Genomic DNA, 22,200 nt, shown 5'->3' on the forward strand with positions numbered 1-22,200 from the left:
GCAGCCGGATTGAAATAAGCTTGTCCGGGGGCCGTATATTGTAACTTACTGCAGCGCAATAAAAAAGAGGCGGAGAATCCCGCCTCTTTCCTCATCATTTGTTGAATTTGGCTTACTTGGCCTGCGCCTTCAGAAGGTCGCGGATCTCGGTCAGCAGCACTTCCTCGGCGGGCGGGGCCGGCGGCTCGGCAGGTGCAGCCGGGGCCTCAGCTTCCTTGCGCTTGGCGGTATTCACGGCTTTCACCAGCATGAAGACAGCAAAGGCAACGATGACGAACTCGATCGCCACATTGATGAACTGACCATAGGCAATCACCGGCACACCGGCGGCCTTCACTTCGGCGAGCGGAGCGCCCGCAGCCGTTTCGCCGAGGGCGATATAGAGATTGGAGAAATCGAGCTTCCCGAGCATGGGGCTGATTGCGGGCATGATGATGTCGTTGACAAGCGACGACACGATCTTGCCGAAGGCGGCACCAATGATGATACCGACAGCGAGGTCGATGACATTGCCCTTCACGGCAAAGTCGCGGAATTCCTTGAGCATGAAATCAGTCTCCCCTTAAAGAATGGACGGCGCCGAAGCGCCGCCCAGAGTAACACTGAATTTTGTGATCCGGAAAAGCGTTTCACGCTGTCTCGGTGAAAAGCTCGCGGCCGATCAGCATGCGGCGAATTTCGGATGTGCCGGCGCCGATCTCGTAAAGCTTGGCGTCGCGCCACAGGCGGCCGGTCGGATATTCGTTGATATAGCCGTTGCCGCCCAGCGCCTGGATCGCTTCGCCTGCCATCCATGTAGCCTTTTCTGCGGCATAAAGGATGCAGCCGGCGGCATCTTTACGGGTGGTTTCGCGGCGGTCGCAGGCGGCAGCGACGGCGTAAACATAGGCCCTCGCCGCACCCCAGGTGGCATACATGTCGGCAAGCTTGCCCTGCATCAGCTGGAAGGTGCCAATGGGTTGGCCGAACTGCTCGCGCTCATGCACATAGGGGATCACAGTATCGAGGCAGGACCGCATGATGCCCAAGGGGCCGCCCGACAGAACGACGCGCTCGTAATCCAGCCCGGACATCAGCACGCGGGCCCCGCGGCCTTCTTCGCCCATCACATTTTCAAACGGCACGAGGCAGTCCTCGAACACCAGCTCGCAAGTGTTGGAGCCGCGCATGCCAAGCTTGTCGAGCTTCTGCGCGGTCGAGAAGCCCTTCATGCCTTTTTCAACAAGGAAAGCGGTCACGCCGCGTGCCCCAGCGTCCATGTCGGTTTTTGCATAAACCACCAGCACGTCGGCATCCGGGCCGTTGGTGATCCACATTTTGTTGCCATTCAAGAGATAGCCATCGTTCCGCTTGTCGGCGCGCAGACGCATCGAGATGACGTCCGACCCGGCGCCGGGCTCGGACATGGCCAGTGCGCCCACATGCTCGCCCGAAATCAGTTTCGGCAGATATTTGGCGCGCTGCTCGTCATTGGCGTTACGCACAATCTGGTTCACGCAGAGGTTCGAATGGGCGCCGTAGGAAAGCCCGACAGCGCCGGACGCGCGGCTGATTTCTTCCATGGCGATGACATGGGCGAGATAGCCCATGTTGGCGCCGCCAAACTCCTCAGGCGCGGTGAGGCCGAGAACGCCAAGTTCGCCGAGCTTGGCCCAGAGGTCCGCCGGGAAGGCGTTGTTATGATCGATCTCGGCGGCACGCGGGGCGATCTCGTCGGCCGCGAAGCGCGCAACAGTGTCGCGCAGCATATCGATTTCTTCCGAATGGCCGAACTTCAGGTGGGGGAACTCGAACATGGCTGGACTTCCTTGTTTCTAAGGCTTGTTTTCAGGCTTCTTCGATGGTGAGGAGGAGGGCGCCGTCGGCCACCTGCTCGCCTGCGCGGGCAGCAAGGCCCTTCACGGTGCCGGCACGCGGGGCGGTCAACGTCTGTTCCATCTTCATGGCTTCGAGGATGAGGAGCGGCTGGCCTTTTTCGACCACATCGCCTTCCTTCACCTTCACTTCGAGCACCTTGCCGGGCATCGGCGTGACGATGGTGCCGGGGCCGTCCGCATCGTCGTCATGGGCGCCGGCACGGGCATGGCGCTTCAGATGCCTGGTGGCGCGGGCGGTGACGAGATGAACGTCGTCGTCACCGGTAAGCGCGTGGAAATGCTCGGTCAGGCCATCGATGGTGGCGCTAATGGCGGCTCCGTCTGCAGAAAGGGTGGATACGACGACTGACGTTTCGCCGGTTTGAGCGCGGTATGGCAGGCCACGACCGGTGACGGTCACTTTCACGGGCTCGCCTTCTTCTGCGTCAAACAGGAAGCTTTCAGCGGAGGGCAGGTTGACCTTGAAATTGTCGCGCACATCCCACGGATCGGTCGCCGCCACATGCGGGCGGTGAGCGATGATGGCGAGCACAGCCTTAATGTGATCGAGTGCCGTCACGGTCTTCGCCGGGACGAGTGCGGCTTCATGCTCGGCGATGAAACCGGTGTGCACGTCGCCCGAACGGAACACAGGGTGATCAAGCGCGCGGATCAGGAAGTCGCGGTTGGTGACGAGGGGCGCCACCGGTGTTTCTTCCATCAGGGTGATCAGCCGGTCGATCGCGGTGGCGCGGTCGGGGCCGTAGGCGATCATCTTGGCGACCATCGGGTCATAATGGATGGTCACGGCATCGCCAGCGCGGACACCGGCGTCGATCCGGCAGCCTTCGCCGAGCTTGCGCATGGGATCGAATAGGTCAATCGGGCCGGTCGCGGGCAGGAAACCCTTGTCGGGGTCTTCGGCATAAAGGCGCACCTCAACGGCATGGCCCTTGACCCGCGCGTCGATTTCATCCTGCGTGCGGGGCAGGGTTTCGCCCTCGGCGACCTTCAGCTGCCACGCGACAAGATCCTCGCCAGTGATTGCTTCCGTCACCGGATGCTCCACCTGCAGGCGGGTGTTCATTTCCATGAAATAGAAGGGCGCGCCGTCGATCCCGTTCGCGACATCGACGATGAATTCGACCGTACCCGCACCGCGGTAGCCGATGGCCTTGGCGGCGCGCACGGCGGCATCACCCATTTTGCTGCGCATGTCAGCACTGATGCCGGGGGCCGGGGCCTCTTCCACCACTTTCTGGTGGCGGCGCTGCAGCGAGCAATCCCGCTCGAACAGATGCACCGCATTGCCATGGGTATCGGCAAAGACCTGCACTTCAATATGGCGTGGTCGTTCGATCAGCTTTTCGATCAGCAGCGTGCCGTCGCCGAAGGAATTTTCGCCCTCGCGCTTTGCTGCAGCAACCGCTGCAGCAATTTCAGCTTCTCCGTAAACCTTGCGCATGCCCTTGCCGCCGCCACCGGCGACAGCTTTCAGCAGCACAGGATAACCTACGCGGGCGGCTTCACGGGTGAGGGTTTCGAGGCTTTGGTCGGCGCCGTGGTAGCCCGGCACGACCGGGACCTTGGCATCTTCCATCAGGGCCTTCGCCGCGCCTTTCAGGGCCATGGCGCGCATGGCGTCAGCGGTTGGCCCCACGAAGATGATGCCCGCGGCTTCGCAGGCCTCGGCAAAGCCGGGGTTTTCGGAAAGGAAGCCATAGCCCGGGTGAATGGCATCGGCACCCGTGCGTTTGGCAGCGTCCAGAAGCTTGGCGCCGACAAGATAGCTTTCCCCCGCACTGGCGGGGCCGATATGGACGGCTTCGTCAGCCGCTTCCACATGCCATGCCTTGGCGTCGGCGTCGGAATAAACGGCGACGGTGCGGATGCCGAGGGCCTTGGCGGTGCGCATCACACGAACGGCAATCTCGCCCCGGTTGGCGATCAGGAGCTTTCTGATCTTGCGCATCAGGCGTCTCCCTTCCAGCTGGGGCTGCGTTTTTCAAGGAATGCGGCAAGGCCTTCCTTGCCTTCGTCGCTGGCGCGGCGATAGGCGATCCGCTCAGCCGTTTCCTCGCGAAGTTCGTCATTGATTTCTTTGGATGCCACAAAGCTGGCGAGCGCCTTGGCGTCCGCCATCGCGCCGGGGGCGGCGTCAAGGCAGTGGCTGACCCATGCTTCAACGGCCTTTTGCGCGGCTTCCATGTCGGCGGCTACCTCATGCACAAGGCCGATCCGGTGGGCGAGGGCAGCGTCGAACCGCTCACCGCTCGTGAACAGGCGCCGGGCCTGCCGCGCACCGATGGCAGCCACCACGAAGGGGGAGATGGTGGCGGGCGTCAGGCCAAGCTTCACTTCCGAAAAGGCAAAACGGGTGCCTTCCACCGCCACCACGAAATCGGCGCAGGAAAGAAGCCCCGTGCCCCCGCCCATCACGGCGCCATGCGCGATGGCAGCCACGGGCTTCGGGCATTCATACAAGGTATCGAGCATTTCGGAGAGGCGCATCGCATCGTCCAGATTCTGCTCGTAATCATAATTGGCTGCCGCCTGCATCCAGTTGAGGTCAGCGCCTGCCGAGAAGCTTTTGCCGCTACCGGCAAGGACAATCGCCCGTACATCTGTCCGCTTGCCAAGGTCGGCAAAGGCATGGGTGAGGGCCGCGATCAGCTCGGCATTGAAGGCGTTATGCACATCGGGCCGGTTGAGCGTGACGGTGGCAACCCCGTTTTCAAGGAGATCGATATCAAGCATTCTGCCGTCTCCTACATGCGGAACACGCCGAAGCGTGTGTCTTCGATGGGGGCGTTGAGGGCTGCAGACAGGCCGAGCGCCAGCACACGGCGCGTGTCGGCGGGGTCGATGACGCCGTCGTCCCAGAGGCGGGCACTGGCATAATAGGGATGGCCCTGCGCTTCATACTGGTCGCGGATCGGGGCCTTGAAGGCTTCTTCCTCGTCCGCGCTCCACTGGCCGCCCTTGGCCTCGATCCCGTCGCGCTTGACGGTGGCCAGCACGCCAGCTGCCTGTTCGCCGCCCATCACCGAGATGCGGGCATTCGGCCACATCCACAGGAAGCGGGGCTGGTAGGCGCGGCCGCACATGCCATAGTTGCCGGCGCCGAAGCTGCCGCCGATGATGACGGTGAATTTCGGCACATTGGCCGAAGCCACGGCGGTCACCATCTTGGCGCCGTCGCTGGCTATGCCGCCGTTTTCATATTTGCGGCCGACCATGAAGCCGGTGATATTCTGCAGGAACACGAGCGGGATCTTGCGCTGGCAGCACAGTTCAACAAAATGCGCGCCCTTGAGCGCACTTTCGGAGAAGAGCACACCATTGTTGGCGACAATGCCAACCGGCATCCCGTGGATATGCGCGAAGCCTGTGACGAGCGTCTCACCGTACAGCTTCTTGAACTCGTCGAAATGGCTGCCGTCCACGATCCGGGCGATCACCTCGCGCACGTCATAGGGCTGACGCACATCTTTCGGGATCACGCCGTGCAGGGTGGCGGGGTCATAAAGCGGATCGACGGGCGCCTTGGTGACGACCGGCATTTCCTTGCGGCGATTGAGATTGCCAACGATATGACGCGCAAGGCCGAGCGCGTGGGTATCGTCCTTCGCCAGATGGTCGGCGACACCCGAGACACGGGCGTGTACGTCACCGCCGCCGAGGTCCTCAGCCGATACTACTTCGCCGGTGGCGGCTTTCACAAGCGGCGGGCCACCAAGGAAGATGGTGCCCTGGTTCTGGACGATGATGCTTTCGTCCGCCATCGCGGGCACATAGGCGCCGCCTGCGGTGCAGGAGCCCATGACGACGGCGATCTGCGGGATGCCGGCGCCGGACATGCGCGCCTGATTATAGAAGATGCGGCCGAAATGGTCGCGGTCGGGGAAAACGTCGTCCTGGTTCGGCAGGTTGGCGCCGCCGCTGTCCACGAGATAAACGCAGGGGAGCTTGTTCTCGGCAGCGATCTCCTGCGCCCGCAGGTGCTTCTTCACCGTGATCGGATAATAGGTTCCGCCCTTGACGGTGGCGTCGTTGCACACCACCACACATTCGCGGCCCGCCACGCGCCCGATGCCGGTGATAACACCCGCCGCCGGGATATCCTCGCCGTACATATTGTGCGCAGCAAGCGCCGACAGCTCGAGGAAGGGTGAGCCGGGATCGAGGAGCGTCTGCACCCGTTCGCGCGGCAGCAGTTTGCCGCGAGCCACATGCTTGGCACGGGCAGCTTCGCTGCCGCCTTCGGCAACCTTGGCGGACAGGGACTTCAGGTCATCAACAAGCGCGCCCATGTGGGCGGCATTGGCCTTGAAGCTCTCGGACGCGGGGTCGAGGGTGGATTTCAGCTGGCTCATCGAGCGGGTCTCCCAGGGTCAGGCCCGTTTTTGCTGCGGCTAGGCAGGCTTGTGGCTGGCATCCTATCCGGGGCTCTGCTATTGGTACAGTTGAAAGCAAATATGGTTACGATAGATAGCATCTATGATTGATCTGTATCTTCTGCGCTATTTTCTGGCGGTTGTTGAAACCGGCTCCTTCACGCGGGCGGCAGAGCGCGCCTTTGTCACGCAGCCCACGCTTTCGTCCGGGATCAAGAAGCTTGAAGCCGAGCTTGGCACCACGCTTTTCGACCGCTCGAGCAAGCGGGTTTTCCTGACGGATGCCGGCATCCGCTTCCTGCCGCGCGCCAAGGCGATCCTTCATGAGTGCAATCTGGCGGTGGAGGCCGTGCGGGCGGTGGAGGAAGTGCCGGTGCTGCGGCTGGGGCTTCTCGGCACCCTCGGCAACAGGCAGGTGGAAGCTTTCGTGGCGGGCTACCGGGAGCGTGGCCCCAAGGTGACACTGGAGATTTACGACGGTACCGAGCAGGAACTGTTGAACCGGCTGGATGACCGCAGCCTTGATTATGCAATCTCGATCTGGCGTGGAGATGACGGGCATGGGGCCATTCGCCTGGGCGGTGAGCCCTATGTTTTCATCCTGCCGCGCGACCATAAACTGGCGGAGCGGGAAAAGCTTTCAGCGACCGATCTGGTTGAGGAGCGTATGATTGTGCGCAGCCGCTGCGAGGTTCTCTCTGAGACCAGTCGCTATTTTACGGACCATAATGTGCGGCCCCGGCTGGTTTATCGCACACCAAACGATAGTCGGGCGGTTGCGATGGTGGCGGCGGGTGTCGGGGGGACTGTCGTTCCGTTCAGCCTTGCAGACGAACGGGTCGTCGCAAAACCCCTTGAAGGTTTTGCTTATCGGCGTGATCTGGCTTTGCTTAAACCGCGTTACCAGCCAACTCCTGCCATAGAACGTGTGGCGGGGGTTCTGGAACGTTGGGTTACCGACTTTTGGGGGTAGTCAGGTTTAGGTAAAACGCAAAGGGATCACAGATATGTGATCTCGAAGTTATGCCCTGTACGTATAACGGACGCAGGAAACTGCCTCTGACGGTCGTATATCTACGAGGCTAAAGAATTAGGGACATGGGCGCTGATCGCAGTGCCCGCATTGATTTGGTTATTGGGGGTCGTCTGTATGTCGCGCGCGAAGGTTTATCTGTCCGGTCTGTTGGTCGCCGTTATGGCGGGCAGCGCCTGGCTTCTGCTCTCTGACCCGAAAGGGGGCGAGGGGCAAGGTCGGGGCATGTCGGCCATCACGGTTCGGGCCGTTCCGGCGGAGAAGCGCAAGTTCGCCGATATTGTGGAAGCCATCGGCACAGCGCGTTCGAAAGAATCCGTGGTGCTGATGTCGCGCGTGTCGGAAACGGTCAGCAAAGTGCTTTTCGATGACGGGCAACTGGTTGAGGAAGGCCAGCTTCTGGTGAAGCTGACCGACGACGAGGAAAAGGCCGCAATCGAAGAGGCGGGTGCTTACCTGCGCGAGGCCCAGCAGCAGTATGACCGTATCACCGATCTGGTGCGTCGTGGCAACGCCTCCACCGCGACGCTCGATAATGCCAAGCGCCAGCTTGATGAAGCACAAGCACGGCTTGACGGTGCCAAGGCGCGGCTCAATGACCGCCGCATTGAAGCCCCCTTCGATGGTATCCTTGGCCTGCGGCAGGTCAGCGAAGGTTCGCTGATCACCACCACGACGCCTATCACCACAATCGACCAGATCGATGTGATGAAGGTTGATTTCTCGGTGCCGGAACGCTTCATCGCGGCCCTCAAGCCGGGTCAGAGCGTTGACGCGCGGGTCGAGGCCTATCAGGGCGAAACTTTCAGCGGCAAGGTGACCACGGTCAATAGCCGGGTTGACCCGATCTCGCGCACCATCATTGTGCGCGCGGAGGTCGATAACAAGGACCTGCGCCTGCGTCCCGGCATGCTGATGTCGGTGGAACTGACAAGCCGCACATGGGACGGTCTTGCCGTGCCCGAGGAGGCCGTGGTGCCCACTGCCGGCAAGGATTATGTGTTTGTCGTTGAAAACGGATTGTCGAACCGCAAGGAAGTGATGCTCGGCCTGCGCCGCCCCGGTTACGTGGAGATCACCGGCGGTCTCGGTGAAGGTGACCTCGTGGTGACCGAAGGCACGCTTCGTCTTGGTAATGACGATGTGCCGGTGCGGCTGCTGGGACAGGCGGCAGAAGCAGAAGCTGGCTCGAACACGGTGGAGGCCGCACAATGATCCTCTCCGAAGTTTCGGTCAAAAGGCCGGTTTTCGCCACTGTCATCAGCCTTCTGCTGATGGCGTTCGGCCTTCTGTCATTTTCCAAGATTTCCGTGCGCGAACTGCCGGACGTGGATCCGCCGATCGTTTCGATCAGCACCGATTATCCGGGCGCCAACGCGGCGGTTATCGAAACCCGCGTGACGCAACTTATCGAGAATGCGATTGCCGGTGTGGCCGGGATCAAGCTGATTGAATCGACGAGCCGTGACGGCCAGTCGAACATCGATATCGAGTTCAATCTGGACCGCGATATCGATGCCGCCGCCAACGACGTGCGCGACCGGATCAGCCGTATCCTTGACAACCTGCCCGAAGATACGCAGCCGCCCGAGGTCTCAAAAGCGGATTCGGATACGCGTCCGATCATGTATTTCAACCTGACCAGCCCTTCGATGGATACGTTGCAGCTGACCGACTTTGCCGAGCGCAACATTGTCGACCGGCTTTCGGTCGTCGACGGTGTGGCGGCAATCCGGGTAACCGGGTCCAGCCGCTATGCGATCCGCATCCATCTGTCGCGGCAGGCGATGGCGGCGCGCGGTGTGACCATTGGTGACGTGGAAGCGGCGCTTCGGTCTGAAAACATCGAACTGCCGGCAGGCAAGATCGAATCCGTGCACCGCGACACCATCGTTCGTATCAACCGCGAATATACGCGCCCCGAAGAGTTCAACGAGATCGTCGTGCGTCTGTCGAAAGACAGCGGGCAGGGCGAGTTCGTGCGGCTTGGCGATATCGCCCGGGTGGAGCTTGGCAGCGAGCGCGAGCGTCAGGAATTCCGTGGCAATGGCAACCCGCTTGTCGGCATTGCTGTTGTGAAGCAATCGACCGCCAACACGGTGGCGGTGGCCGAAGGCGTGCGGCAGGAAGTGGAACGTATCCGCCAGACGCTGCCTGAAAGCATGCGGCTGTTGTCATCCTATGATAGCTCGGTCTTTATCGAACGCGCGATTGATGAGGTTTACTTCACCCTCACCATTGCCATGAGCCTCGTGGTGCTGGTGCTGTATCTGTTCCTTGGCAATATCCGTACGGTGATTGTGCCCGCAGTAACTGTGCCTGTGTGCATCATCGCCAGCTTCTGGGCGCTGGCGGCGACCGATGTCAGCATCAACCTTATCACTCTCCTCGGCCTCGTGCTCGCCATCGGCCTTGTGGTCGATGACGCCATTGTGGTGCTGGAGAATATCTATCGCCGGGTGGAAGAGGGCGAGCCGGGCCTTCTGGCTGCCTACAACGGCGCCAAGCAGGTGGGTTTTGCGGTGATCGCAACCACGCTGGTGCTGATTGGTGTGTTTGTACCGATCATGTTCCTGACCGGGAACGTCGGCCGCCTGTTCGGCGAGCTTGCGATTACCATGTCTGCCGCCGTTGGATTCTCCAGTATCGTGGCGCTGACGCTGACCCCGATGATGTGCTCGCTTTTCGTGCGGCGCCGTCACAAGAAACCGGCCTTCGCCCAGTTCCTTGATCGCTTCTTTGCAAAGGTGCAGGACGGATATGGCCGCACGCTGCAATCCACGCTGGCCGCGAAGCCGCTTGTGATCCTTTGTTTCGTCGGTGCGTTTGCCGTGATCGGCGGGCTTGCCCGTCAGGTGCCGAGCGAACTGGCACCGATTGAAGACCGCAGCATGCTGTTCCTCAATATCCGTTCGCCGGAAGGCGCCAGCTTCGATTTCATGCGTGCCCGTGCCCGCGAGATTGAAACGCAGGTTCTGCCCCTTGTCGAAAAGGGCGAACTGGAACGCTTGCTTGTGCGTGTGGAATCCGATGGCGGCTTCGGCTTCATCGTGATGAAACCGTGGGAAGAACGTCAGCGTTCGGCCGGTGAAATCGCCGAGGAGCTCCGCCAGAAGCTTGAAGCCAATGTGCCGGGCGTGCGCGCCATCCCGATCCAGACATCGGGCCTGTCGTCCTCACGCGGTGGCGGATCGGATTTCGAGCTTGTCGTTGGCGCCAATACCTACGAAGACCTCGGCCGTTACCGCGACGTCCTTTTCGAAGCCATCCAGAAGTATCCGGGGCTCACGAACGCCGATATCGATTACCGGGAAGACCAGCCGCAATATGCGGTGAAGATCGACCGCACCCGCGCCGCCGACATGGGCGTTTCGGTGCAGACCATCGGCTCAACGCTTGAAACCATGATGGGTGGCCGCCGTGTGACCACCTATGTGAATGACGGCGAGGAATATGACGTGATCCTGCAGGCTGAAGCGCAGGACCGCGAACAGCCGATGGATATGACCAACCTCTATGTGGCGGCGCAGGGCGAGGGCAACCAGCTTATTCCGCTATCGAACCTCGTAAGGGTCGAGGAAGTCTCGGGCTCGGCAGCCCTTCGCCGCTTCAACCGCGTACGGGCCCTGACTATCGAAGGCAACCTCGCACCTGGTTACAATATGGGCGAGGTGCTGGAAGATATGGTGGCGCTGGTGCGCAGCGAAATCCCCGATGCGACCTCCATCGACTACAAGGGCGCGACCCGCGAATATGTGGAAGCAGGCTCGGACATCTATTTCACCTTCGCCATGGCGCTGGTGGTGGTGTTCCTGATTTTGGCTGCGCAGTTCGAAAGCTTCGTCCACCCGGTGGTTATCATGTTCACCGTGCCGCTCGCAGTGATGGGCGGACTTCTGGGGCTGTATCTCGCGGGCAGTACGCTCAATATCTACAGCCAGATCGGGCTGATCATGCTCATTGGCCTTGCCGCCAAGAACGGCATCCTGATCGTGGAGTTTGCGAACCAGCTGCGCGATGAGGGCCTTGAAATCCGTGACGCGCTCATCGGCGCCTCGAAACTGCGCCTGCGGCCGATCCTGATGACCAGCCTTTCGACCGCGATGGGCGCTGTGCCGCTGATGTTTGCAAGCGGCGCGGGCTCGGCCAGCCGCCAGACGATTGGCGTTGTGGTGTTCGGCGGGGTGATCGTCTCCACCATCTTCACCCTCTATATCGTGCCTGTTTTCTACGACATGCTCGCCAAATATACGAAGTCACCCGGCTTTGTGGCCGAGAAGCTGAAGAAGCAGCAGCATGAAGAAGAGGGCGGCACGCCAACAGGCGCGCCAGCCGAATGATTTGAAAGACCGGCCGGGAGGAAACTTCCGGCCGGTTTTGCATCCGGATTATTCCGCCGCGCGGGGGATAAGATCTTCCGGGCGGAAGAAGAGGGAAAGTTTCAGGCTTTCGCCGATGCGTGTGGCCTTTTCCTGCAGTTCAGCGGCGTCTACTGGCGTCATCAGCTCGTTGGTTGTTGCCGCCCAGAGGGCAAGCCATCGGTCGAACATTTCGGGCCGGATATGGGCCTTGTGCTTCATATGCGCAGGCATCGGGCGGCCCTTGTAGCGACCACTTGTCAGCATCACCGATGACCAGAAGGCGGAAAGCTGCTCCAGATGATGGGGCCAGTCGGAGATCGCATTGTTGAACACCCAGCCGATCATGTCGTCGGCGCGGACGCGGGCGTAGAAGGCATCCACGAGCCGGGCAAGGCCTTCGTCAGTGAGGGGCAGGGGCGGGGTCATCGCTGTCTCGTTTTAAGTGGTATTTAAAATACATCTATTATGGCGAGGCAAACGACGCAAGCAGAATGCACCGGGTGCGACAATCCGCCCCGTCACGTTCGGGTGAGCGGGGCGGGTGTCCGGTTATACGGTTTTGGCGGCGCTTACCGAGAAGCCGACGGCTTCCAAGGCCTCGACCAGACGGTCCGCGTGGGCGCGGTCCTTGGTTTCGACCACCAGTTCCATTTCGGTCATTTTCAGTGAAACGGCGCCGAATTCGCGCTGGTGCTTCACCTCGATGACGTTGGCGCCAAGGCGCGCGACGACTTCGGTAACACGGGCGAGATTGCCCGGCTGATCCATCATCTCGATCCGGAGGCGCGTCAGGCGGCCATCGCGGGCCATGCCGCGCATGATGGCGGAGGCCAGAAGGCGGCTGTCGATATTGCCGCCGGTCAGCACGATGCCGACCTTGCGACCGTGGAAATATTCCTTGTAGTGCATGAGGGCTGCGAGCCCGATGGCGCCGGCGCCTTCCACGACGACCTTCTCGACTTCCATCATAAGGAGGATGGCAGCTTCGATACGGCTTTCGGGCACGATCAGGATGTCATCGACCAGCGCCTTGACGACCTCGCGGGTTTTCTCGCCCGGCTTTTTCACGGCGATGCCCTCGGCTACCGTGACGGACGAGCCCTTGAGGTCGGTGCCGTCAACCACCGCTTTCATCGAGGGGAAAGCCTCGGTCTGCACGCCTACCACCTTGATGCCCGGCTTGATGGCCTTGGCGATGGTGGCGATGCCCGAGATGAGGCCGCCGCCACCGATCGGCACGATCAGGGTGTCAAGCTCGGGGCATTCATCGAGCATCTCGAGGCCGACTGTGCCCTGGCCCGCCATCACGAGCGGATCATCAAACGGATGCACGAAGGTGAGGCCTTCCTTCTCGGCAAGATCATAGGCGGCCTGTGTGGCTTCCTCGAACGTCTTGCCGGATAGCACAACGCGGGCGCCCAGTTCCTCGGTGCGCTTCACCTTGTTGAACGGGGTGCCTTCCGGCATCACGATGGTCGCCGGGATGCCAAGGCGACCGGCATGAAAGCTGACACCCTGCGCATGGTTGCCGGCGGACGCGGCGATCACGCCGTTCGTATCCTTGGGCAACGACAACAGCTTGTTCAGCGCACCGCGCTCCTTATAGGCGGCGGTGAACTGGAAAATCTCGAACTTCAGCCAGACGTCGGCGCCGGTGATGGCGCTGAGCGTGCGGGAGTGATGCATGGGTGTGTGCGGGATGGCGCCTTCAATGGCCATGGCCGCGCGGCGCACATCTTCAGCATTGATGGGCAGTTTTGCATCGGTCATGGGGGCCTCCTCGGTCATTATTCACGTGCGCGAGGCGGACAGGCCTGCGCCGGACTGCTGCTTTGCCACAGTCCGGCCCTGCCTGTCCATGGCTGAAATGAAGGGTTTAGCGGCCTTTGGCGATCACGGCGTCGATGGCGGCAAGGCATTCGGGCTCGTTGAGGATCGGTGTGTGGCCGACATTCGGGATGGTGACGGCGACCATGCCCTCGTGGCGGCGGCCCATCTCTTCCATCGTTTCGGCCGACAGAAGATCGGAAAGCCCGCCGCGTAGCACGGCCAAGGGGGTGCCCTTCAGGCTTTCAAATGCGGGCCAGATATCGGAGGGCGCCGCGTCAGACGTCGCATTCTTGAAAGGAAGGGCGATGTTCGGGTCATAATCGAGGATCGGCTGGCCATCCTTCTCGACAAAGATCTTGCGGGTGAAGCTGTCCCATTCCGCGTCCGTGAAATCGGGATACACATCGACTGCCATGGCCTTCACGCGTTGGATGGCCTCGGCCCAGTCCCTGGCCGGGGTGATCTTGCCGACATAGCCCTTGATGCGCTCGATGCCGACCTGATCAATCACCGGGCCGATATCGTTGAGCGTGGCGGATTTGAAGAAGCCGGGCTTCATCGAGGAGATGATCATCGTCATCAGCCCGCCAAGCGAGGTGCCGACGGCATGGACGCGGGCCACGCCGGCGTCCGCGAGCAGTGTGAACATGTCGCCGATATAGGTGCCGGGATGATAGTTCGCCGGGTTCGGGTCCCATGCCGAAAGACCACGGCCGCGCTGCTCGGCGACCAGCACCCGATAGCGGCCTTTCAGGTGATCGGCCACTTCGGTGAAGTCGCGCGCGTTGCGGGTGAGGCCCGGCATGCAAAGGACCGTTTCGACACAGTCGCCGGTGCCCGCCGCGTCATAATCGCGGTAGTGCAGGCGCAGGCCATCGCTGCTGGTGTAATAACGATCCTTATAGTCAGCCATAGTGTCGGTCCTTGTAACGTTCGCGCAGTTCGCGTTTCAGGATTTTGCCATTGGGGTTGCGCGGCAGTTCATCGATGAAATCGACCGCCGTCAAGCGTTGCTGGCGTCCGAGGCGCGCATTGGCCCAGTCGAGCATGGCACTTGCCTCGGCTTCTACCTTGCGGACGATCACTGCGAGCGGCGTTTCGCCCCAACGTTCGCTGGGCACACCAATGACAGCCACCTCGCTGACGGCCGGATGTTCCATGAGGACGGCTTCGATATCCTGCGGGTAGATATTCTGCCCGCCGGACAGGATCATGTCCTTCTTGCGGTCGACGATATAAAGATAGCCGTCTTCATCGAAGCGGCCGATATCGCCTGTCCTCAGCCATTTGTCGCCGTGGCCGTCGGTCCATGTGGCGTCGGCTGTGGCTTCCGGGCGGTTCCAGTAGCCGGGCATGACGATGCGGCCGCGCCCGACGATCTCGCCCGCGGTGCCGGTAGGGACTTCGATGCCTTCATCGTCGATCAGCTTCAGTTCCGTGCCGAAAAGTGGCAGGCCGACCGAGGCCCAGCGGCCTTCGGCGTCTTCGGGGTCGAGCGTGGTGATCAGCCCTTCGGTCAGGCCGTAAAGCTCGATCACCTTGGGGCCGAGGCGCGTGAAAAGCCGGCGCTTCAGGTCGGCATGCAGGGGTGAGCCGCAGCTCATAACCGCCTTGAGGGATGAAAGGTCAAAATCCGTTTCATCCGGCACATCCAGAAGGCGTTGATACTGGATCGGCACCATCGAGAAATGGCTGATGTGGTCGTCTTCGATCCGCTGTAGCACACGCCGGGCGTCAAAGCCGTTCTCGATATAAAGCGTGCCGCCACAAAGGAGGGTTCCGAGAAAGCCGACCCAGCTGATGTTGGAATATAGCCCGATGGTGAAAAGTGTGCGGGCCGCGCTATCGTAGCGCAGCGTGATGGCCAGATCGCGCGCCCAGCCCAATCGCCCGGCCTGCGTATGCACGATGCCTTTGGGCAGCCCCGTGGTGCCGGACGAATAGATGATGTTCATCGGTGTTGCCGGGTTCACTATCGGCAGGGTGTTAGGGCAGGGGCCTGTATCAAAGAGGCTCGTGAAATCCATCCAATCGGCGGGCAGGTCTGCGTCCGCCGCGATCCAGCGGATGCCGTCCAGTCGCCCTACGAGCGGCTGAAGGCGCGCGATCTGGTCACCTGTCGCGATCACGGCACGGGCGCCTGCGTCTTTCAGCATATTTTCAAGTGCGGCGTCGCTGACCGACAGGTTGATCGGCACGGAGGTGAGGCCTGCGGCGATACAGCCGATCAGCGCTTCGGCCATCGGGGCGCCGTTCGACATCACGATGCCGACCCGGTCGCCTTCATCAAGGCCAAGCGAGCGAAGTGCATGGGCAAGGTGGTTCATGCGGGCAGTGAGTTCGCCCCAAGTGAGCCGCACGCCATCCGCCACAAGGGCTGTCTTGCTGGCACGCTGCCGCCCGTGGAGTGCAAGAATGCGGGGGAGCAAGGGTGCCCTGTCATCGAATGCGGACATGATGGCCTCGACGCCTGGGTGAACCGGGAGGAAGGCAGGGGCCGAAGCCCCCGCCATAGACCTGTGTCTTAGAAATTGACACCGAGCGTCGCGGTTACGGTGCGCGGTGCGCCGTAATAGACGGTCGTATTGTTTTCGAGCCCGAGTGTCGGGAAATAATAGCCCGAGGTCCGGTAGCGCTCGTCGAAGATGTTTTTGCCATGCAGGCCAAGCGACCACATGCCGTCTTCCGATGTCCAGACGATGCTGGCGTTGAAGATATCGGTCGGGCCCTGATCGAGTTCGGTATAGGGCACTTCAAACTGCACGACCGAGCTCTTGTGCGCCCAAGCAGCATTGAGGTTGAGGCGGCCTGTCGAAAGTTCGCGGTTATAGTTGAGCGCGAGGTTCGACATGAATTCCGGCGTATTCTGCATGCGGCGCTGGTCAGCAACGTTCTGCCCGAAATAGTCCCATTCCTTGATTTTCGCATCAAGAAGCGACACGGCGAACTGGGCCGTCAGTTCTTCGGTAAGGAGGGCTGTACCTTCAAGTTCGATGCCCTTGATGGTCGACTTGCCGGCGTTCGTCAGCGTGCCAGCGAAGGAATCGTCGGTACCGTCGTTGTCTGAGTCATAGATCAGCGAACCCGGAATCTGCATGTCTTTATAATCGCTGTAATAAACGGCGATGTTGGTGCGCAGGCGACCATCGAGCCAGGTGGATTTCAATCCGGCTTCGAAGCTGTCGAGAATTTCAGGCTTGACGCCCTCGGCGATTTCCGGGTTCAGGAAGTTCGCACCGCGCGGGTCGAACATGCCGGCCTTGAAGCCACGGCTGTAGGACGCATAAACATTGGCGTCATCGGTCAGGTCATAGGCCAGCACGACGCGCGGCGAGAAGTTTTTATAGGTGCGCTCATTCTCGAAATCGCTGGTGACAGCCACAAGCGGGGCTGATGCGTTGCCGAAGAAGGGCGACTGCAAGCCAAAATAGTTGGCGCGGAACACATCAGCAGACCGTTTGTCATGTGTGTAACGACCGCCGACGGAGACCGAGAAATCGTCGGTCACGTCATAGGTGAAATCGCCGAACAGGGAGGCGGCCTTGGTGTCAACCACGCCGCCTGTGTAGGCAACAAGAGGCAGGCCGTAGAAGATGCGTCCAAGCTGACCAAGGACAACATCGAAATCGTTCGAAGCAGTGGCGTCCAGATAGTAGAAGCCGAGCACGCCATTCAGCTTTTCAGACGTATATTGGGCCTGGAATTCCTGGCTGAACTGGCGATTGTCATAAATGACAGGGGCGTCAGCATCGTCAACCGGCAGGGCATCGAAATCGATGACCGACTCCGTATAGTCGGTGCGGAAGGCGGTGATTGATTTCAGGGTCAGCGATTCACTGGCATTCCACTCGACAAGGCCATGAAAACCTTTGGATTTCACTTCATTGTTGCCATCGATCCCCGCAGTTGATGCATTCTCGCTGGCGCCTGCTTCGGTGTCATATACGTCCTTCAGGACGGTATTCCCGCTGATGTTGGCAGGGTAGAAGCGGTGGCCGCCGAGCGCATTCGAATCGTCATCGGTCTGGTCGAAGCTGAAGCGCATGAAGACGTCATCGCTTGGCAGCAGTTCGAGGCTGGCGCGAATGGCGAAGACCTGCTTGTTATAGTTTTCCTCTCCGGTCGTCAGATTCTTGCCGAAACCGTCACGGTTCAGCGAAGCGACGGCGGCGCCGAAGCGGACTGTATCGCCAAGCGGCAGCGAGACCTTGCCGATGGCATCAATCTGGTTGTAGCTGCCATAGGACAGTTTTACCGATGCTTCGGGCTCGTCTGCCAGGCGCTTCGTCACATACTTGATGGCGCCGCCCACGGCGTTGCGGCCATAAAGCGTGCCCTGCGGGCCGCGAAGCACCTCGATCCGCTCGACATCATAGATATCGAGAAGCGCGCCTTGCGGACGGGCAAGGAAGACATCGTCGATATAAAGCGCCACGCCTTGTTCGTAACCGGCAAGCGGGTCTTGTTGGCCGACGCCGCGGATGAAGGCGGTGAGGGTCGAGTTGGTGGCGCGCGAGGCTTCAAGCGTCAGGCCGGGAACGGACTGCGCGAGCTCGGTGATGTCAGCGGTACCGCGCATCTCCAGCTGTTCGGCCGTGAAGGCCGAAACCGCAACCGGCACATCCTGCAGGCTTTCCTCGCGGCGGCGAGCGGTGACGACGATTTCTTCAAGCGAGAGACGCTCTTCCGCTCCGGCATCCTGTGCCAGTACGGGGGCGGACGTGGCAAGGAGCGCGGCGGCGCAGACACCCTGCAGATAGAGTCCGACTGTCGATTGATTGCGTAGCATGAATTGGTTCCTCCCCAGGAATGCAGACAAGGCAAATCACCCCATCCTCGCTATCTATAAAATTCAACACATGTTGAAATGTCAAACGGGAAATTCAATGAGCGTTGAAATCAAACGCAGAATCCTTCAGGCTGTCGCCGCAAAGCCACAGATGGGGGTTCCTATGGCGCTCAAACCCGCAGGCAAGGACCAGCAACGGCGCAAGGACAGGATCCTTGATGCTGCCGAGATCCTTTTCGCCAAGCATGGCTTCGACGGGGTGACGCTGCGCAAGGTGGCGGCCCTTGCCGAAGTTGATCTGGCGCTCGCGAGCTATCATTTCGGGTCGAAGCAGGGGCTGTTCGATGCGGTTCTCTTGCGCCGCGCCGAGGTATTGAACGAACGCCGCCTTGCCGCGCTCGAAGCCTGCGAACGGGCGGCTGCCCCGAAGGCGCCTGCGGTCGAGGAAATCGTCCGGGCCTTTCTGGCGCCGATGTTCGCGGCCGATCTCGCCCGCGATCCGGGTTGGCAGCATTATTTCGAACTGATCGCCTATGTGAACAACGCGCATGACATGGGCGGCCGGGTGATGACCCAGTTCTTCAACCCGCTGGTGGTGCGTTTCATGGATGTGTTCAAGCGCGCCATGCCGGATACGCCGCATGAGCAGATCTACTGGTCCTACCATTTCATGTCGGCGGCCCTGTCGCTGACCTTCGCCCAGACAGAGCGGATGAAAATCCTTTCAGGCGGCGCCATCGACAGCCGCGATCTTGAAGCTGCGGTCGAGCAGATGATCCCGTTTGTAACGGCGGGTTTCGAGCGCCTCTGCAAAACAGCCTGAGAATAGCGCGGGACTGATTCCGGTTGGAGGTCGGCGGCGGCCTCTGCTATGCCCGTGCCTTATCCATATAAGAACGAACGGGGGGATCAGGCATGATCGACAGACTGGCGAAGGCAGCCGTGCTTGCGGCGATGATCGGAGGAGGGGCCATGGCGGCGGAAACGGACCTGACGGTAGAACGCCTTGAGGCGAGCCCGGCCCTTTCCGGCCCCAATGTGCAGGGCCTGAAATTTTCCCCCGATGGCAAACGGCTGACCTTTCTGCGCGGCAGTGCGGACGAGGCTGCCCGGCTGGACCTCTGGGAATATGATCTGGAGAGCGGCGAGGCTTCGCTTCTGGTCGATTCCGCCGCGATGCTCGACGGCGCCGAGGAAGTGCTGAGTGAAGCCGAAAAGGCGCGGCGCGAGCGTGACCGCAGCCTTACCGGCAAAAGCGGTATCGTCAGCTATGACTGGAACGCCGCCGGTGACGCGCTTCTCATCCCGCTTGGCGGTGATCTTTATGTGCTGCCGGTTGGCGGCAAGGCGCGCCAGCTGACGGCAACGGACGCCTTCGAAGGCGACGCCCGGTTCAGCCCGGACGGCAAATATGTCTCCTTCGTGCGCGACCGCGACCTTTATGTCGTTGATGTTGAAAGTGGCGCCGAGACGCGCCTGACGACCGCCGAAAGCGACACGATCTCGAACGGCATGGCCGAATTTGCGGCTGCCGAGGAACTGGGGCGCTACAGCGGTTACTGGTGGTCGCCCGACAGCAAGACGATTGCCTTCGCCCGCGTGGACGAGGCCCCCGTCATGGTGCTGCAGCGCTATGAAGTGAATGACGACGGCGGCGTCACCTCCATCGAGCAGCGTTACCCGAAGGCGGGTACGCCGAACGCCGAGGTCAGCCTTGGTCTCGCGCCCATCGATGGCGGTGCCACGCTCTGGGTCAATATGGGCAAGGACAAGGATATCTACCTTGCCCGCGTGAACTGGGCACCGGATTCGAAAACATTGCTGGTGCAGCGCCTCAGCCGCGATCAGGAAACGCTTGATATCCTGCGGGCCTCGGCCGCGACCGGGATCACCGATACGCTGATGAGCGAGAAAAGCGATGTCTGGGTCAACCTGACCGACGACCTCACCTTCCTGCCCGATGGCCGGTTTGTCTGGACCAGCGAGCGCACCGGTTTCCGCCATGTCTATCTTTCAAACGGCGTGAACGGTGACCTGAAGCAGCTGACAAGCGGCGACTGGGTCGTTGATTCCGTCCTCAAGGTGGATGCGGATGCAGGGCTTGTTTATTTCGCGGGCTGGATGGAAAGCCCGCTTGAACAGCATCTCTACAGTGTGCCGCTTGCTGGCGGGCAGGTGCGGCAGGTGACGCTGGAGGAAGGCTGGCATGATCCGGTCGTGGGGGCAGGGGTCTTCATCGACAAATTTTCGAGCCCCGACCAGCCGCCGCAAGTGATGGTGCGCGACCTGAAGGAGGGCACCACGCGCTTTGCCGTGATCGAGAACAAGCTGGATGATAGCCATCCCTATGCGGCCTTTGCGGCGAATCGCGCCCGGACCGAGTTCGGCAGCTTTGAAGTGGCAGGTGGCACGGAACTGCATTACCGGCTGTATCTGCCGGCTGATTTTGACGCGAGCCGGCAATATCCGCTGATCCTCAACCCCTACGGCGGGCCGCACGGGCAGCGCGTGAAGAAAAGCTGGTCGCTTGATTTCAATGAGATCCTCGCCCGCCGGGGCTATGTCGTGATGGTGATCGATAACCGGGGCATGTGGAACCGCGGCCTGAAATTCGAGGCCGCCATCAAGAATGCCATGGGCACGGTGGAAATCGCCGATCAGGTCGCCGGTGTCGAGCATCTGGTGAAAGAGGGTTATATCGACCGGGAGCGAGTCGGCTTCTGGGGCTGGTCATACGGTGGCTATATGACCCTGATGGCGCTGTCGCAGGCGCCGGATGTGTTCAAGGCCGGTATGGCGGTGGCGCCCGTCACCGACTGGCGGCTTTATGATACGGCCTATACCGAACGCTATCTCGGCATGCCGGACGCTCCGGGTGATGTGTATGAGAAAAGCTCGGTCTTTGCCCATCTGGGCGGCCTGAAAGGCAAGCTCCTCCTCATTCATGGCATGGCGGACGATAATGTCTTCTTCGACAATTCGGTGCGCCTGATGGGCGTACTTCAGACCAATATCGTGCCGTTCGAGCTGATGACCTATCCGGGCAAGCGTCATGGCATCCAGGGTGAGGCCGTGCGGGCGCACCTGTGGGGCAGGGGCCTCGACTTTTTCGAACGAAACCTGAAATAACCACGTCATTTTCAGGGTTTAATTTGATGGGGAGGCACGGTGTGTCTCCCCATTGTCTTTTAGTATCAACGGCTTAGTAATTTTGTGCATTGCAACAAAAATAATCTTGACACTTTGGTGCAGCGCACATATATTTTGCTCATGAACGCTGCAGTGCACCATGAAGATGGCGCCGGCGAGAAAGGAACAAGAGCCATGGCTACCAAAGCTGAAGCTAGTGTTGAGAAAAAGATCGAAGAGGCAACCGAGAAAATGACTGCTGACCTCAAAAAAGGTTTCGAAGCTTTCGCGGACTTCTTCAAGACCCCGAAACTTGACGTGACGAGCGTCATCGAGTTCCAGAAGAAAAATATCGAAGCTGCCGTGGAAGCAAACAAGATTGCTTTCGAAGGCGCTAAAGCAGCTGCCCAGGCGCAGATCGACATGACCAAGGACGCCGTTGCGAAGTTCAACGATGCAGCGACCGAAGTCTTCTCGACCAAATCGCCGGAAAGCTCGGTAACCAAAGGTTACGAAGTGGCCCAGAAGATGTTCCAGTCGAACCTTAAGGGCTACCGTGAAGTGACTGACCTCGTCATCGCTTCCAACCAGAAAGCAGTTGCTGTCCTGCAGGCGCGTTACACCGCCGGCGTGGAAGAGCTCAAAGCTTCGGCCTAAGGGCCGACCGGAAATCAACCGGCCCGGGGTTGGATACCTCCCCTCCCTCCCCTCCCCATCTGATCCCGGGCCTGTTGATCGTTCCTGAAAAGGAACCAAGGATGAAGCCGGATGACCTCCCCTCGGTCGTCCGGTTTTCCTTTTGGGG

Annotated in this window: 16 protein-coding genes; 6 read left to right on the plus strand and 10 right to left on the minus strand. The window is 60.7% G+C overall.

Translation table 11 applies throughout. The features are described 5' to 3' along the window. Window positions 1-112: 112 nt before the first annotated feature. From mscL to PH603_RS09075, 5 genes are all read right to left on the minus strand, one after another. A complete protein-coding gene (mscL, locus tag PH603_RS09055) occupies window positions 113-547 on the minus strand; it encodes a large conductance mechanosensitive channel protein MscL (protein ID WP_289502019.1) in 435 nt (144 codons plus the stop codon). Window positions 548-629: 82 nt separating this feature from the next. After that, a complete protein-coding gene (locus PH603_RS09060) occupies window positions 630-1,778 on the minus strand; it encodes an isovaleryl-CoA dehydrogenase (protein ID WP_491844600.1) in 1,149 nt (382 codons plus the stop codon). A 49-nt stretch (window positions 1,779-1,827) separates the two neighbouring features. Beyond that, on the minus strand, window positions 1,828-3,828 hold the full coding sequence (locus PH603_RS09065) for an acetyl/propionyl/methylcrotonyl-CoA carboxylase subunit alpha (RefSeq protein ID WP_289502023.1): 2,001 nt from the start codon (window positions 3,826-3,828) through the stop codon (window positions 1,828-1,830). Then, the gene (locus tag PH603_RS09070; protein WP_289502025.1) at window positions 3,828-4,613 is read right to left on the minus strand and encodes an enoyl-CoA hydratase-related protein; all 786 of its coding nucleotides are present in this window, start codon (window positions 4,611-4,613) and stop codon (window positions 3,828-3,830) included. The genes PH603_RS09065 and PH603_RS09070 overlap by 1 nt, the downstream gene beginning before the upstream one ends. Window positions 4,614-4,624: 11 nt before the next feature. Continuing rightward, complete coding sequence (locus tag PH603_RS09075; protein ID WP_289502027.1) at window positions 4,625-6,232, minus strand: carboxyl transferase domain-containing protein; 1,608 nt, start codon at window positions 6,230-6,232, stop codon at window positions 4,625-4,627. 124 nt (window positions 6,233-6,356) lie between these two features. On the opposite strand from PH603_RS09075, the gene PH603_RS09080 reads away from it, so the two are divergent. The 3 genes from PH603_RS09080 to PH603_RS09090 all read left to right on the plus strand — a co-directional run bounded on the left by PH603_RS09080 (window position 6,357) and on the right by PH603_RS09090 (window position 11,626). Next, window positions 6,357-7,226 carry a LysR family transcriptional regulator gene (locus PH603_RS09080; RefSeq protein WP_289502029.1) on the plus strand — a complete coding sequence of 290 codons (870 nt, stop codon included), beginning with the start codon at window positions 6,357-6,359 and terminating at the stop codon, window positions 7,224-7,226. Window positions 7,227-7,403: 177 nt separating this feature from the next. Next, window positions 7,404-8,501 (plus strand): efflux RND transporter periplasmic adaptor subunit, encoded by a 1,098-nt coding sequence (locus PH603_RS09085; RefSeq protein WP_289502031.1) that lies wholly within the window; start codon window positions 7,404-7,406, stop codon window positions 8,499-8,501. After that, on the plus strand, window positions 8,498-11,626 hold the full coding sequence (locus tag PH603_RS09090; protein ID WP_289502033.1) for an efflux RND transporter permease subunit: 3,129 nt from the start codon (window positions 8,498-8,500) through the stop codon (window positions 11,624-11,626). Before PH603_RS09085 ends, PH603_RS09090 begins: the two co-directional genes overlap by 4 nt. Window positions 11,627-11,674: 48 nt before the next feature. Here PH603_RS09090 and PH603_RS09095 read toward each other — a convergent pair whose 3' ends face one another. From PH603_RS09095 to PH603_RS09115, 5 genes are all read right to left on the minus strand, one after another. Continuing rightward, entirely contained in the window at window positions 11,675-12,073 is a 399-nt protein-coding gene (locus tag PH603_RS09095; RefSeq protein WP_289502034.1) for a group III truncated hemoglobin, read from the minus strand. Window positions 12,074-12,196: 123 nt separating this feature from the next. Continuing rightward, window positions 12,197-13,417: a threonine ammonia-lyase gene (locus tag PH603_RS09100; protein ID WP_289502036.1), complete on the minus strand. Its 1,221-nt coding sequence runs from the start codon at window positions 13,415-13,417 to the stop codon at window positions 12,197-12,199. 106 nt (window positions 13,418-13,523) lie between these two features. Beyond that, window positions 13,524-14,390 carry an alpha/beta fold hydrolase gene (locus PH603_RS09105; RefSeq protein ID WP_289502038.1) on the minus strand — a complete coding sequence of 289 codons (867 nt, stop codon included), beginning with the start codon at window positions 14,388-14,390 and terminating at the stop codon, window positions 13,524-13,526. Continuing rightward, window positions 14,383-15,933 (minus strand): class I adenylate-forming enzyme family protein, encoded by a 1,551-nt coding sequence (locus PH603_RS09110; protein WP_289502040.1) that lies wholly within the window; start codon window positions 15,931-15,933, stop codon window positions 14,383-14,385. The genes PH603_RS09105 and PH603_RS09110 overlap by 8 nt, the downstream gene beginning before the upstream one ends. Window positions 15,934-16,001: 68 nt before the next feature. Further along, complete coding sequence (locus PH603_RS09115; RefSeq protein ID WP_289502042.1) at window positions 16,002-18,266, minus strand: TonB-dependent receptor; 2,265 nt, start codon at window positions 18,264-18,266, stop codon at window positions 16,002-16,004. Window positions 18,267-18,429: 163 nt separating this feature from the next. Between PH603_RS09115 and PH603_RS09120 the strand changes: the two genes are divergently transcribed. From PH603_RS09120 to phaP, 3 genes are all read left to right on the plus strand, one after another. Then, window positions 18,430-19,089, plus strand: a complete 660-nt coding sequence (locus PH603_RS09120) for a TetR/AcrR family transcriptional regulator (RefSeq protein WP_289502045.1) — start codon at window positions 18,430-18,432, stop codon at window positions 19,087-19,089. A gap of 92 nt (window positions 19,090-19,181) precedes the next feature. Further along, window positions 19,182-21,395 carry a S9 family peptidase gene (locus tag PH603_RS09125; protein WP_289502048.1) on the plus strand — a complete coding sequence of 738 codons (2,214 nt, stop codon included), beginning with the start codon at window positions 19,182-19,184 and terminating at the stop codon, window positions 21,393-21,395. A gap of 195 nt (window positions 21,396-21,590) precedes the next feature. Further along, a complete protein-coding gene (gene phaP, locus PH603_RS09130; RefSeq protein WP_289502049.1) occupies window positions 21,591-22,052 on the plus strand; it encodes a phasin family protein in 462 nt (153 codons plus the stop codon). Window positions 22,053-22,200: the final 148 nt, after the last annotated feature.

The sequence above is a fragment of the Gimibacter soli genome, assembly GCF_028463845.1.
Taxonomy (GTDB): domain Bacteria; phylum Pseudomonadota; class Alphaproteobacteria; order Sphingomonadales; family Kordiimonadaceae; genus Gimibacter; species Gimibacter soli.